Here is a 14,175-nt window from a genome sequence, read left to right as displayed (position 1 = left end):
CCAGAGCTTGTCGAAGGGCGGTTCCGCGGCGTTCCCGGCGGGCGTGACGCGCTCCGGAAAACTGCTGGTGCAGGCCCGTCATCGGTTACAAACTGACCATGTGGGTCTACATCCTCAAACGCCTCCTGCTCATGATCCCGACGCTGTTCGGGGTCCTGTTGCTCACCTTCGTGGTGATCCAGTTCGTGCCCGGCGGGCCGGTGGACCAGTACCTGGCCGAGGCGCGCACCGGGCGGGGCGGCGGCGCCGAAGGGGGCTCGGTGTACCGCGGCGCCCAGGGCGTGGACCCGCAGCGGCTGGAGCAGATCAAGGCGCTGTACGGCTTTGACAAGCCGGCCCACCAGCGCTTCGTTCAGATGCTGGGGCAGTTCGCGCGGTTTGACCTGGGCACCAGTTTCTTCCAGAACAAGGCGGTGTCGGAACTCATCATCGAAAAGCTGCCGGTGTCGATCAGTCTGGGCCTGTGGACCTTCTTCATCAGCTACCTGGTGGCCGTGCCGCTGGGGGTGGCGAAGGCGGTGCGGGCCGGTTCGCGCTTCGATCTGGTCACCACGCTGCTGGTGCTGGTGGGCTACGCGATCCCCGGTTTTGTGCTGGGTGTGGCGCTGCTGGTGATCTTTGGCGGGCAATTGCAGTGGTTTCCGCTGCGCGGCCTCACCTCGTCCAACTGGGAGGAGCTCAGCTGGGGGGCGCGCATCGTGGACTACCTCTGGCACATCACCCTGCCGGTGACGGCCATGGTGCTGGGCAGTTTCGCGGTCACGGCCATGTTGACCAAGAACGCCTTCCTGGAGGAAATCCGCAAACAGTATGTGGTGACGGCACGCGCCAAGGGCCTGAGCGAGCGCCAGGTGCTGTGGAAGCACATCTTTCGCAACGCGCTCATTCCCATCGTCACCGGCTTTCCGTCGGCCTTCATCGGTGCGTTTTTCGCCGGCTCGCTGCTGATCGAGACCCTGTTCTCGCTGGACGGTCTGGGCCTGCTGAGCTACGAGAGCGTGATCCGGCGCGACTACCCCGTGGTGCTGGGAACGCTGTTCTTCTTCACGCTGATCGGGCTGGTGACCAAGCTGGTTTCCGATCTCTGCTACGTGTGGGTGGACCCGCGCGTCAAGTTTGATTGAGCGAAATGGCCGCCGCTTCCCCCTCCCGCCGCGCCTGGCAGCGCTTCAAACGCAACCGCCTGGGTTACTGGAGTCTGGTGATCTTTTGCGTGCTGGTGGTGGCCAGCCTGTTCGCCGAGCTGTTGTCCAACGACCGGCCGTTGCTCGTGCGCTACGAGGGGCAAACCTACTTTCCCATGGTGCGCGACTATCCGGAAACCGTGTTCGGGGGCGACTTCGAAACCACCACCGATTACCTGGACCCCTTCATTCGCGAACAACTGAGCCGGGGCGACAACTGGGCGCTCTACGCGCCCAACCCCTATGGCCCGAAGACACTCAACTACTTCGCGAAAGAGCCCAACCCCTCATCGCCCACCCGCGACAACCTGTTTGGCACCGACGACCGCGGGCGCGACCTGCTGGCCCAATTGATCTACGGTTTTCGCGTCAGCGTGCTGTTTGGACTGGCACTCACCGCCATCGGTGTGGCGCTGGGGGTGGTCACGGGGGCCATCCAGGGCTTCTTTGGTGGCAAGACCGACCTGGCGTTCCAGCGTTTCATCGAAATCTGGGGCTCCATGCCCGAGCTTTACCTGCTCATCATCTTCTCCGCCGTGTTCGCGCCCAGCCTCAGCCTGTTGCTGATCCTGCTGAGCCTGTTTGGCTGGATGGGTCTGTCGGACTATGTGCGCGCGGAATTCCTGCGCAATCGCCAGCTCGACTACGTGCGGGCCGCCCGTGCCCTGGGCCTGTCGAACTGGCAGATCATCTGGCGCCATGTCTTGCCCAACAGCCTCACGCCGGTCGTGACCTTCTTGCCGTTCCGCATGAGCGCCGCCATCCTGGCGCTCACGTCGCTGGATTTCCTGGGTCTGGGCGTGCCGCCGGGCACGCCGTCGCTGGGCGAGCTGCTCAGCCAGGGCAAGAACAACATCGACGCCTGGTGGATCTCCATGTCCACCTTCGCCGTGCTGGTGATCACGCTGCTGCTGCTGACCTTCATGGGCGACGCGTTGCGCGATGCGCTCGATCCACGCAAGGCCGACCAATGAGCGCCCCCACGCTCCCCGCTGCGCGTGGTTCGCGGCCCCCTGAGGGGGCAGCCCCGCCTTGGGGCGGCCCGGCGGCGGGGCTCGGCCCTGCGCTGCTCGACGTCAAAGGTTTGCGTGTGGCGTTCGGTGGCCAGGAAGTCGTGCACGGCATCGATTTCTCCATCCGGGCCGGCGAAAAGCTGGCCCTGGTGGGAGAGTCCGGCTCGGGCAAGACGGTTTCGGCGCTTTCGCTGCTGCGCCTGGTGCACAACGCCGAGGTCAGCGGCTCGGCGCTGCTGCAAGGGCGCGATCTGCTGCGGATGAGCGAACACCAGTTGCGCGGCGTGCGTGGCGACGAGGTGGCCATCATCTTCCAGGAACCCATGACCGCGCTCAACCCGCTCTACACCGTGGGCGACCAGATCGGCGAGGTGCTGCAGCTCAAGAAGGGCCTCACGCCCAGGCAGGCGCTGGCGGCCACGGTCGAGTTGCTGGCCTCCACCGGCATTCCCGAGCCGGCGCGGCGTGCCAACGCCTTCCCGCACCAACTCAGTGGCGGCCAGCGCCAGCGCGCCATGATCGCCATGGCGCTGGCCAGCAGTCCGAAGCTGCTGCTGGCCGACGAGCCCACCACCGCGCTCGACGTGAGTCTGCGCGGCCAGATCCTCGACCTGCTGGCCGATCTGCAGCGCCAGCACGGCATGGCGGTGTTGCTGATCACCCACGATCTGAATCTGGTGCGTCGGTTCGCCGACCGCGTGGCGGTGATGGAGCGCGGCCATCTGGTGGAGCAGGGGAGCGTGGCCGAGGTGTTCGGCGCGCCGCAGCACGCCTACACCCGCAGGCTGCTGGCCAGCAAACCCGAGCGCGACGTGGCGGCCACGGCCCAGGCAGCGGCGGAGCCGGTGTTGCGGGCGCGGGGGCTGCGGGTGGGGTACCCCGTGCCCTTGCCGGGGGTGCGCGGCTGGTTCAGAAAAGGCGAGTTCGTGGCGGTGCAGGGCGCCGACCTGGACATCGCGCCCGGCCAGACCCTGGGGGTGATCGGTGAATCCGGCTCCGGCAAGTCCACGCTGGCCCTGGCGGTGCTGGGCCTGCTGCCGCACGGCGGCGAGCTGGCCGTGACGGGGCAGGGCTGGCCCGAGGCCTTGCGTGCGGGGCAGGCCCGCGCCCTGCGACAGCGCATCCAGGTGGTGTTCCAGGACCCGTTTTCATCGCTCTCGCCGCGCATGACGATCGAGCAGATCGTGGGGGAGGGTCTGCTGGTGCACCAGCCGCAACTCACTGCCGCCCAGCGGCGGGAGCGGGTGGTGGTCGCGTTGGCCGACGTGGGCCTGGTGGACGATCCGCGCCACGGCAGCGACTGGCTGCAGCGCTACCCGCACGAGTTTTCCGGTGGCCAGCGCCAGCGCCTGGCCATCGCGCGCGCGCTGATCGTGGGGCCGCGCTTGCTGGTGCTCGACGAGCCGACCAGTGCGCTGGATGTGACGGTGCAGAAGCAGGTGCTGGGCCTGCTGCAGCGCCTGCAGCGCGAGCGCGGCCTGAGCTATCTGCTCATCACCCACGATGTGGACGTGATCCGGGCCATGGCGCACGACGTGCTGGTCATGAAGGACGGCCAGGTGGTCGAGCAAGGGCCCGTGCAAACCGTGCTGGAATCGCCCGGGCATTCCTACACCCGCATCCTGGTTCAAGCATCGTCTTGAGAGGGGCCACACTGTGGCCTCTTGACTTTTATCAACCTCAAACGGGGGCCGACCGGCTACAACACGCGGTTTGCCCGGCCCTCCGTCTTCTGGACATCAGCATGAACGACAGGCTATCCCCCCCGGCCACCACCTCGCCAGCCCCCGTCACCCTGCGCTCGCCCCTGCGCTGGCTGGCGCTGGGCTGGGCCGATCTGCGGCGCAACCCGGCACCGGGCCTGATCCACGGCCTGCTGCTGGCGGCCTTCGGCTGGCTGCTGCTGTGGGCCGCGCGCGACCAGTTCTGGTGGCTCGCGGGTGCGTTTTCGGGCTTTCTCATCGTCGCCCCCATCCTGGCCACCGGGCTGTACCACGTCAGCCGGGCCCGCAGCAGCGGTCGCTGCGTGGGCATGGCCGAGGTGGCCCAGCTCTGGCGCTCGGGCGACGGCCGGCTGGTGCGTTTCGGCCTGCTGCTGGGGCTGGCGGGCACCGGCTGGGTGCTCACCTCCGCGGGCCTGATCACACTGTGGTCGCCCGAACCGATCCTGAAACCGGTCGACTTCCTGCGCCACGTGGTGCTGGTGCGCGACATTGGCCTGTTTGAAGTCTGGTTGCTGATGGGCGCGCTGCTGGCGGCTCCGGTCTATGCGTCCAGTGTGGTGGCGCTGCCGATGCTGGTGGACACCTCGGTGCCGGTGAGCATGGCGGTGGCCGAGAGCTGGCGTGCGGTGGCGAACCATCCGGGCCCCATGGCGCTGTGGGCACTGGTGATCGCCGTGCTGGCCGGCATCGGCATGCTCACGGCGCTGCTGGGCCTGATCGTCCTCATCCCGGTGATCGCCCACGCCAGCTGGCACGCCTACTGCGATCTGAGCCAGCGCCCGCCCGCCCCCCAGGCGCCCGCGCCGACCCCGACCTGAATCCCAACACTTTCATCATGGAAACCACCCTTTTTGGCTACACCGAAGGTCAGATCGCCCAATTCGGGCTGACCTTCGGTGTCGGCGCGTTCATTCTGTACATGCTGTTCATCGTGTTGAACCTGGCGCTGGAATCCAAGGCGGGCAAATTCGGAACCTTCATTCTTTTCCTGGTGTTGTCGTTCGGCATGCTGGGTTTCCTGGCCAAAAACATCATCCAATGGGCGCTTGGGATATGAATCCGGCGCCTCGGGGCCTGGCCAGCCGTGTGATCTTGCCAATGGGGGAGTAGACGGGTTACAATCCCGGCTTCACGACCAAATGGGCGGGTTACTACCGGCCCATTTTTTTTGGCCGAACGCTTTTCCCTCCACGCAAACCCTCAGGGCAGACACCACACAAGATGGCTTGGCAAGACACCGTAGAGCAAACCGTCACCGGACTGGGTTACGACCTGGTGGACCTCGAACGCTCCGCCAGTGGTTTGCTGCGGGTCACCATCGACTGGCCATGGCAGGCCCCGCAAGACGGGCAGGAAGCGCCGGTTGAGCGTTTCGTGACGGTGGAAGATTGCGAGAAAATCACCCGCCAGCTGCAGTACCTGCTGGAGGTTGAGGGGCTGGAGTACCGGAGGCTGGAAGTGGGGTCGCCGGGCATTGACCGGCCGCTCAAGCGCGAGATCGATTACGTCCGCTTCGTTGGCCACGTGGTGGACATCACCCTGAGAGCGCCGATCGGTGCCACGGGAACGGACGTTTCGGCCAATCGGAAAAAATTTCGCGGCACGCTGGAGCGCGCCGCCGATGGGGTGCAGTGGCAGGTGGTCTGGAGCGATGCGCCAGAACCCAAGCCCGGGCAGCGCGTGAGCAAGAAGCGCGTGCCGCCGCCCCTGCAGGCGCTGACCTTTGCGCTGGACGATGTCCAGCAGGCACGGTTGGCGCCCATTGTGAATTTCAAGGGCCGGCAGGCCCCAGGTGCGGCGGAGCCCCATTGAATGGCGCACGCAGCGTGGAAATGCATGGAAGCAACTGTTTTGAATTTGAAAACGATATCCGGAAAGGTGGGCGAGTGATATGAACCGCGAAATGTTGATGCTGATCGATGCCATCTCGCGCGAGAAAAACGTCGAACGCGACGTGGTGCTGGGCGCCGTGGAACTGGCGCTGGCCTCGGCCACCAAGAAACTCTACAAAGGCGATGTGGACATCCGTGTCGCGATGGACCCGGACACCGGCGCCTACGAGACCTTCCGTCGCTGGCTCGTCGTGCCCGATGAGGCCGGTCTGCAGAACCCGGACGCCGAAGAGCTGCTGACCGATGCGCGCGACGAGATCGCCGACATCGAAGAGGGTGACTACATCGAAAAGCCGGTCGAGAGCGTGCCGATCGGCCGTATCGGCGCCATGGCCGCCAAGCAGGTGATCCTGCAGAAGATCCGCGATGCCGAGCGCGAGATGCTGCTCAACGACTTCATGTCGCGCGGCGACAAGATTTTCGTCGGCACCGTCAAGCGCATGGACAAGGGCGACCTGATCGTCGAAAGCGGCCGTGTCGAAGGGCGTCTGAAGCGCGGCGAGATGATTCCCAAGGAAAATTTCCGCACCGGGGACCGCGTGCGCGCCATGATCATGGAGGTCGACCTCACCCTGCGTGGCGCGCCGATCCTGCTCTCGCGCTCGGCGCCCGAGTTCATGATCGAACTGTTCCGCCAGGAAGTGCCCGAGATCGAACAGGGCCTGCTCGAGATCAAGACCTGCGCCCGCGACCCCGGTTCGCGCGCCAAGATCGCGGTGCACACCAACGACAAGCGCATTGACCCCATTGGCACCTGCGTGGGTGTGCGGGGTTCTCGCGTCAATGGCGTGACCAACGAACTCGCCGGCGAGCGCGTGGACATCGTGCTCTGGAGCGAAGACCCGGCCCAGTTCGTCATCGGCGCCCTGGCGCCGGCCAATGTGCAGTCCATCGTGGTCGACGAAGAGCGCCACGCCATGGACGTGGTGGTGGACGAGGAAAACCTCGCCATCGCCATTGGCCGCGGCGGCCAGAACGTGCGCCTGGCGTCCGAGCTGACCGGCTGGCGCATCAACATCATGACGGCCGACGAGTCGGCCCAGAAGCAGGCCGAAGAGGCCGACGGCATCCGCAAGATTTTCATGGCCAAGCTGGACGTGGACCAGGAAATCGCCGACATCCTGATCGAGGAAGGCTTCACCAGCCTCGAAGAAGTGGCCTACGTGCCGCTGCAGGAAATGCTGGAGATCGAGTCCTTTGACGAGGACACGGTCAACGAGCTGCGCACCCGCGCCAAGGATGCCCTGCTGACCATGGAAATTGCCCGGGAAGAAAGCGTCGAGGAAGTCTCGCAGGACCTGCGCGACCTCGAAGGCGTGACCCCCGAGCTGATCGGCAAACTCGCCGATGCGGGCATCCACACCCGCGACGAACTGGCCGACCTGGCCACCGACGAGTTGACCGACATCACCGCACAGACGCCTGAAGAGGCCACCGCGCTGATCATGCTGGCCCGCGCGCACTGGTTCACCGGTGACGAAGCGCAATCCACGAATTGACCAGCGGAGGCCCCAGCGGAGAAAAGAACCTATGACAAGTACCACCGTCGCCGAATTGGCTGCCGAGCTGAACAAGCCCACCTCCGTTTTGCTGGAGCAACTCTCCGCATCCGGGGTTCCCAAGACGTCCGGGACCGATCCGGTCACCGAATCCGACAAGCAGATGTTGCTGGGCCACCTCAAGGCCAGCCATGGCACGGGCGGCGGTGAGCGCAAGAAGATCACCCTCGTCAAGAAATCGACCTCTGAAATCAAGCAGGCCGATGCCACCGGACGTGCCCGCACGATCCAGGTGGAGGTGCGCAAGAAGCGCACTTTCATCAAGCGCGATGACGAGATCGCTGCCGCGCCCGAACCGGTCGCGGAGCCGGTCGCTCCTGCACCGGTGGTGGATTCGGAAGAGCTGACCCGGCGCGAGGAAGACGCTCGCCGGCAGGCCGAGTTGCTGCGCCGTCAGGAAGAAGAGTTGACCCAGAAGCGCATGGAGCGCGAAGCCGAAGAGGCCCGCCAGGCCGAGGCCGAACGGGCCCGCGCTGCGGCTGAGGCCGAGGCAGCGCAAGCGGCGGCCCTGGCCGCCGCGGCACAGCCGGAAGAAGCCGTCGTCAGCGACGAGGCTGCGCAAGCCGAACGCGCGGCCAAGCAGACCCAGGCCAAGACCGCTTCGCTGGAGCGCGAATCGGCCGCCCGTGTGCTGGCCGACAAAAACGCCGAGGCCAAGAAGACCGAGGACCTGCGCGCCCAGGATCTGCTGGAGCGTCGCCGCAAGGCCGAGGCCGAAGCCGCGAACATCCGCGCCATGATGGCCGCCCCGGCCAAGACCCTGGTGGCCAAGAAGCCCGAGCCGACGCCCGACCCCAAGGCGGGCATCAAAGGCACCTTGCACAAGCCCGCCGGGACGCCCGGCAAGCCCGCTCCCGCAGCGGCCGGCGCGGTGGCTGCGCCGGGCGCGGCCGGGAAGAAGGAAGTCAAGTCCGAGAACCTGTCCTCCACCTGGAAGGACGATGCGGCCAAGAAGAAAGAGATCAAGACCCGCGGCGACACCAGCGCCGGCCGCTCCAACTGGCGCGGTGGTCCGCGCGGTGGCAGTGGCCGTCGCAACGACCGCGATAGCCGTGATGCAGGCCAGAGCAGTTTCGTGGCGCCGACCGAGTTCAAGGTGATCGAAGTGCACGTGCCGGAAACCATCACGGTGGCCGAGCTGGCGCACAAGATGAGTCTGAAGTCGTCCGAGGTCATCAAGCAGTTGATGAAGCTCGGCCAGATGGTCACCATCAACCAGCCGCTGGACCAGGACACCGCCATGATCGTGGTGGAAGAGCTGGGCCACAAGGCCGTCGTGGCCGCGCTGGACGACCCGGAAGCCTTCACCGACGAGGACGCCTCCCAACACGAAGCCGAGTCGCTGCCGCGGGCACCGGTCGTCACTGTCATGGGTCACGTCGATCACGGCAAGACCTCGCTGCTGGACTACATCCGCCGCGCCAAAGTGGCCGCGGGCGAAGCCGGCGGCATCACGCAGCACATCGGTGCCTACCACGTGGAAACCCCGCGCGGCGTGATCTCGTTCCTCGACACCCCGGGTCACGAGGCGTTCACCGCCATGCGGGCCCGCGGTGCACAGGCCACCGACATCGTGATTCTGGTGTGTGCGGCCGACGACGGCGTCATGCCGCAGACCAAGGAAGCCATCAAGCACGCGAAAGCGGCGGGTGTGCCGATGGTGGTTGCGTTGACCAAGATCGACAAGCCTGGCATCAACCTGGAGAAGGTGCGCTCGGAACTGGTGTCCGAAGAGGTCGTGCCCGAAGAGTTCGGTGGTGACGTGCCTTTCGTGGGCGTGTCGGCCAAGACCGGCGAGGGCGTGGACGCGTTGCTCGAACAGGTGCTGCTGCAGGCCGAAGTGCTGGAGCTCAAAGCGCCGGTGGACGCCATGGCCAAGGGTCTGGTGATCGAAGCACGTCTGGACAAAGGACGCGGCGCGGTGGCCACGGTGCTGGTGCAGAGCGGCACGCTCAAGACCGGCGACGTGATCCTGGTCGGTCAGACCTCGGGCCGCGTGCGCGCCATGCTCGACGAGAACGGCAAGACCATCAAGTCCGCCGGCCCGTCCATCCCGGTGGAAATCCAGGGTCTGTCCGAAGTGCCTCAGGCCGGCGACGATTTCATGGTGATGACCGACGAGCGCCGTGCGCGCGAGATCGCCACCTACCGTGCCGGCAAGTTCCGCAACACCAAGCTGGCCAAACAACAGGCGGCCAAGCTGGAAAACATGTTCACCGACATGTCCGCCGGCGAAGTCAAGGTGCTGCCGATCATCGTCAAGGCCGACGTGCAGGGTTCGCAGGAAGCGCTGGGCGCCTCGCTGCTCAAGCTCTCGACCGACGAGGTCAAGGTGCAGCTGGTGTTCTCGGGCGTCGGCGGCATCAGCGAATCCGACGTCAACCTGGCCATCGCCTCCAAGGCGGTGATCATCGGCTTCAACGTGCGCGCCGACGTGGGCGCACGCAAGCTGGCCGAGGGCAACGACGTTGACCTGCGCTACTACAACATCATCTACGACGCCGTGGACGAGTTGAAGGCGGCCATGTCGGGCATGCTGGCGCCGGAGAAGCGCGAAGAGGTCATCGGCTCGGCCGAGATCCGCACCGTGTTCGTGGCCTCCAAGATCGGTACCGTGGCCGGCTGTATGGTCACCTCGGGCATGGTCACCCGCAACGCCCACTTCCGCCTGCTGCGCGACAACGTGGTGGTCTACACCGGCGAGATCGACACCCTCAAGCGCCTCAAGGACGACGTGCGCGAAGTCAAGGAAGGCTTCGAGTGCGGTATCAAGCTCAAGAACTACAACGACATCCGCGAGGGTGATCAGCTGGAGTTCTTCGAAGTCAAAGAAGTGGCCCGCACGCTTTGATGCCTGGAGCACAAGACACCATGCGCCCGTCCAAAGGTTTCTGGCCAGAGTACAAGGGGCTGATGCTGTTCATCGGCTTCATGCTCGTGTTCCGCTCGGCCGTGGCCGACTGGAACTACGTGCCGTCCTCGTCCATGAACCCCACCTTGGTGGCGGGCGATCGTGTCGTGGTGAACAAGCTGGCCTACAGCCTGCGCGTGCCCTTCACACTGGCCCACATCACCCGCTGGGCCGAACCCAAGGCGGGCGATGTGATCACGTTCGACTCACCCGCCGATGGTCTGAACCTGATCAAACGCGTGGTGGCGGTCGGCGGTGACACGGTCGAGATGGTCGACAACACCCTGATCGTCAACGGCCACGCGCAACAGCGGTCGTTGCTGGACAGCGCCCGCACCGTGCCCACCGAACAGGGGCCGCTGTCGGTCGAGGTCTGGCTTGAAAGCCTCGGCCAGCGCCGGCACGAGACCGCGCTGATTCCGTCGCTCAACCATTTCCGCGCGTTTGGCCCGGTACAGGTGCCCGAAGGGCATGTGCTGGTGCTGGGCGACAGCCGCGACAACAGCCGGGACTCGCGTTTCATCGGGTTCATCGACGTCCACCGCGTCACGGGCCGCGCCGAGCGCGTGGCCCTGTCGCACAATCCGCAGCGCTTCTATGTGCCCCGCGCTCAGCGCTGGTGGTTGCTGCTGGAAAGCGGAGTCTGAAGACCATGGCCGTCAAGAAATCTTCCACACCCAACCGCGGCTTCCGCGTGGCCGACCAGATCCAGCGCGATCTGTCCGAGCTGATCGCGCGCGAGCTCAAGGACCCGCGGGTGGGCATGGTCACGATCAACGCGGTCGAGGTCACGCCCGACTACGCGCACGCCAAGGTGTTTTTCAGCCTGCTCACCGGCGATCCGGCCGAAACCCTGCAGGGCCTGAACACCGCGGCCGGTTTTCTGCGCAGTGGCCTGTTCAAACGCCTGCACATCCACACCGTGCCCACGCTGCACTTCGTGTTCGACCGCACCACCGAGCGCGCGGCCGACATGAACGCCCTGATTTCCAAGGCGGTGGCCTCTCGTTCCAAAGACGGAGATTGACCATGCAGCGCCAAAGCACCAGGGTGCAACGGCGCCCTGTGCATGGGGTGCTGTTGCTCGATAAACCGCTGGGTCTTTCCAGCAATCAGGCGCTGCAGAAGGCCAAATGGCTGCTGCGCGCCGAAAAAGCTGGCCACACCGGCACACTGGACCCACTGGCCACCGGCGTGTTGCCCCTGTGTTTCGGTGCCGCCACCAAGTTCAGTCAGCTCCATCTGGATGCCGACAAGACCTACGAGACCACCGTGCGGCTGGGCGTGAAAACCCGCACCGGGGACGCCGAAGGCGATGTGATCGAGACCCGGCCCGTGACCTGCAGCGTGGGCCAAGTGGTCGAGGTGCTGGACCGTTTCACCGGCCCGATCGAGCAGGTGCCGCCCATGCACAGCGCTCTGAAGAAAGACGGCAAGCCGCTCTACGAATACGCCCGCGATGGCGAGACGGTCGAGCGCGAGGCACGCCATGTGGTGATCCACGAACTGGAGTTGCTCGACATGCAACTCCACGGCGATGCCCCCCAGCTGCGGCTGCGCGTGCGCTGCAGCAAGGGCACCTACATCCGCACGCTGGGCGAAGACATCGGCGAAGCGCTGGGCTGTGGCGGGCACCTCATCATGTTGCGCCGTACCGCCACCGGCCCGTTTGACGAATCACGGTGCACCACGCTCGAAGCGTTGGAGGCTGACAACGAGGCGCAACGCATGGCCCGGCTCTTGCCTGTGGACATCCTGCTGGGCGGGCACACGCCGGTGGCGCTCGATGCAGAAGGCGCCGGACGCTTTCTCAGTGGCGTTCGCCGCCGCGGCCACTGGCCCGATCAGGAGCAGGTGGCCGTGTTCGGCCCAGGGCCCGGCGCCGAACCCCGCGAAAACGAACCATCGCCCAGGCCAGTCCTGCTGGGCAGTGGCCACACCCAAGGTGGTGAACTGATCCCGGGGCGGCTGCTGAGCCCCATCGAAATACAGCAAATCCTGGAAACCGCAACATGAGCAAACAAATCCGCAACATCGCCATCATCGCCCACGTTGACCATGGAAAAACCACCATGGTTGACCAGTTGCTGCGCCAGTCCGGCACCTTCGCCGAGCACGAAAAAGTGGTCGACACCGTGATGGACAACAACGCCATCGAACGCGAGCGCGGCATCACCATCCTGGCCAAGAACTGCGCGGTCAGCTGGCAGGACACCCACATCAACATCGTCGACACCCCCGGCCACGCGGACTTCGGTGGTGAAGTGGAGCGCGCGCTGTCCATGGTGGACGGCGTGGTGCTGCTGATCGACGCCCAGGAAGGCCCGATGCCGCAGACCCGCTTCGTCACCAAGAAGGCGCTGGCCCTGGGCCTCAAGCCCATCGTGGTGGTCAACAAGGTGGACAAGCCCGGCGCCAACCCCGACAAGGTCATCAACGCCGCCTTCGACCTGTTCGACAAGCTCGGCGCGAACGACGAACAGCTGGACTTCCCCGTGGTCTACGCCTCCGGTATCAACGGCTGGACCTCGCTGGAAGAGGGCGCGCCCGGTGAACAGTGGGGCCCGGACATGTCGGCCCTGTTCAACACCGTGCTCAAGCACGTGCCGGCCCAGCAGGGCGACCCGGCGGCACCGCTGCAACTGCAGATTTCCGCGCTCGACTTCTCGACCTTCGTGGGCCGCATCGGCGTGGGCCGCATCAGCGCGGGCACCATCAAGCCTTCGATGGACGTGCTGGTCATGGAAGGTCCGGACGGCAAGTCTTTCAAGGGCCGTGTCAACCAGGTGCTCACGTTCCAGGGGCTGGACCGTGTGCAGGTGACCGAAGCCGGTCCGGGCGACATCGTGCTGATCAACGGCATTCCCGACATCGGCATCGGCGTGACCGTGACCGACCCGCTCAACCCCGCACCGCTGCCCATGCTCAAGGTCGACGAGCCGACGCTGACCATGAACTTCTGCGTCAACACCAGCCCGCTGGCCGGCCGCGAAGGCAAGTACGTCACCAGCCGCCAGATCTGGGACCGTCTGCAAAAGGAACTGCAGCACAACGTCGCGCTGCGGGTGAAGGAAACCGACGAAGACGGCATCTTCGAAGTGATGGGCCGTGGTGAACTGCACCTGACCATCCTGCTGGAAAACATGCGCCGCGAGGGCTATGAGCTGGCCGTGTCCAAGCCGCGTGTGGTGTTCCGGGACGTGGATGGCGTGCGCTATGAGCCTATCGAGCTGGTGACGGCCGACATCGAAGAGCAGCACCAGGGTGGCGTGATGCAGGCCCTGGGCGAGCGCAAGGGTGAGCTGGTGAACATGGAACCCGATGGCCGCGGCCGCGTGCGCCTGGAGTACCGCATTCCGGCGCGTGGCCTGATCGGTTTCACCAACGAGTTCCTGAACCTGACCCGTGGTTCGGGCCTGATCTCCAACATCTTCGACAGCTACGAGCCGCACAAGGGCGACATCGCCAGCCGCAAGAACGGCGTGCTGATCTCCATGGACGACGGTGAAATCTTCACCTACGCCCTGGGCAAGCTGGACGACCGCGGCCGCATGTTCGTCAAGGCCGGTGATCCGGTGTACGAAGGCATGATCGTCGGCATCCACAGCCGTGACAACGACTTGGTGGTCAACGCCACACGCACCAAGCAACTGACCAACTTCCGTGTCTCCGGCAAGGAAGATGCCATCAAGATCACGCCCCCGATCGATCTGAACCTGGAATACGGTGTGGAATTCATCGAGGACGACGAACTGGTGGAGATCACGCCCAAGTCCGTGCGTCTGCGCAAGCGCCACCTGAAAGAGCAGGACCGCAAGCGCGCCAGCCGCGACTGAGCTCCACGCTTCACCACCGGGCGGAAACGCCTGGTGGGGTGACGGGCCCCTTGCGC

The 14,175-nt window shown here is 65.5% G+C and carries 12 protein-coding genes; all 12 read left to right on the top strand.

The genetic code is table 11. From position 1 onward, the window contains the following. Nucleotides 1-98: 98 nt before the first annotated feature. Nucleotides 99-1,124, top strand: coding sequence for a microcin C ABC transporter permease YejB (locus tag KIH07_RS16335; protein WP_226492980.1), 1,026 nt, complete (start codon nucleotides 99-101; stop codon nucleotides 1,122-1,124). A gap of 5 nt (nucleotides 1,125-1,129) precedes the next feature. Continuing rightward, complete coding sequence (locus KIH07_RS16330; RefSeq protein WP_226492979.1) at nucleotides 1,130-2,158, top strand: ABC transporter permease; 1,029 nt, start codon at nucleotides 1,130-1,132, stop codon at nucleotides 2,156-2,158. After that, the gene (locus KIH07_RS16325) at nucleotides 2,155-3,840 is read left to right on the top strand and encodes an ABC transporter ATP-binding protein (protein ID WP_226492978.1); all 1,686 of its coding nucleotides are present in this window, start codon (nucleotides 2,155-2,157) and stop codon (nucleotides 3,838-3,840) included. The genes KIH07_RS16330 and KIH07_RS16325 overlap by 4 nt, the downstream gene beginning before the upstream one ends. 101 nt (nucleotides 3,841-3,941) lie before the next feature. Continuing rightward, complete coding sequence (locus tag KIH07_RS16320) at nucleotides 3,942-4,739, top strand: DUF2189 domain-containing protein (protein ID WP_226492977.1); 798 nt, start codon at nucleotides 3,942-3,944, stop codon at nucleotides 4,737-4,739. A gap of 17 nt (nucleotides 4,740-4,756) precedes the next feature. Further along, nucleotides 4,757-4,978 (top strand): DUF2788 domain-containing protein, encoded by a 222-nt coding sequence (locus tag KIH07_RS16315; protein WP_226492976.1) that lies wholly within the window; start codon nucleotides 4,757-4,759, stop codon nucleotides 4,976-4,978. A 164-nt stretch (nucleotides 4,979-5,142) separates the two neighbouring features. Next, nucleotides 5,143-5,733, top strand: coding sequence for a ribosome maturation factor RimP (gene rimP, locus KIH07_RS16310; RefSeq protein ID WP_226492975.1), 591 nt, complete (start codon nucleotides 5,143-5,145; stop codon nucleotides 5,731-5,733). A gap of 79 nt (nucleotides 5,734-5,812) precedes the next feature. Continuing rightward, nucleotides 5,813-7,312, top strand: a complete 1,500-nt coding sequence (gene nusA, locus KIH07_RS16305; RefSeq protein ID WP_226492974.1) for a transcription termination factor NusA — start codon at nucleotides 5,813-5,815, stop codon at nucleotides 7,310-7,312. A gap of 31 nt (nucleotides 7,313-7,343) precedes the next feature. Further along, nucleotides 7,344-10,223, top strand: a complete 2,880-nt coding sequence (infB, locus tag KIH07_RS16300) for a translation initiation factor IF-2 (protein ID WP_226492973.1) — start codon at nucleotides 7,344-7,346, stop codon at nucleotides 10,221-10,223. Nucleotides 10,224-10,243: 20 nt separating this feature from the next. Next, the gene (gene lepB / locus KIH07_RS16295) at nucleotides 10,244-10,930 is read left to right on the top strand and encodes a signal peptidase I (protein WP_226492972.1); all 687 of its coding nucleotides are present in this window, start codon (nucleotides 10,244-10,246) and stop codon (nucleotides 10,928-10,930) included. 5 nt (nucleotides 10,931-10,935) lie between these two features. Continuing rightward, nucleotides 10,936-11,310, top strand: a complete 375-nt coding sequence (rbfA, locus tag KIH07_RS16290; protein ID WP_068168954.1) for a 30S ribosome-binding factor RbfA — start codon at nucleotides 10,936-10,938, stop codon at nucleotides 11,308-11,310. A 2-nt stretch (nucleotides 11,311-11,312) separates the two neighbouring features. Beyond that, complete coding sequence (gene truB / locus KIH07_RS16285) at nucleotides 11,313-12,299, top strand: tRNA pseudouridine(55) synthase TruB (RefSeq protein ID WP_226492971.1); 987 nt, start codon at nucleotides 11,313-11,315, stop codon at nucleotides 12,297-12,299. Further along, nucleotides 12,296-14,119 (top strand): translational GTPase TypA, encoded by a 1,824-nt coding sequence (gene typA, locus KIH07_RS16280; protein ID WP_226492970.1) that lies wholly within the window; start codon nucleotides 12,296-12,298, stop codon nucleotides 14,117-14,119. Before truB ends, typA begins: the two co-directional genes overlap by 4 nt. Nucleotides 14,120-14,175 lie beyond the last annotated feature (56 nt).

Origin of the sequence: Hydrogenophaga taeniospiralis (assembly GCF_020510445.1) — a bacterium.
Taxonomy (GTDB): domain Bacteria; phylum Pseudomonadota; class Gammaproteobacteria; order Burkholderiales; family Burkholderiaceae_C; genus Hydrogenophaga.
This window is presented reverse-complemented; position numbering and strand designations above follow the sequence as displayed.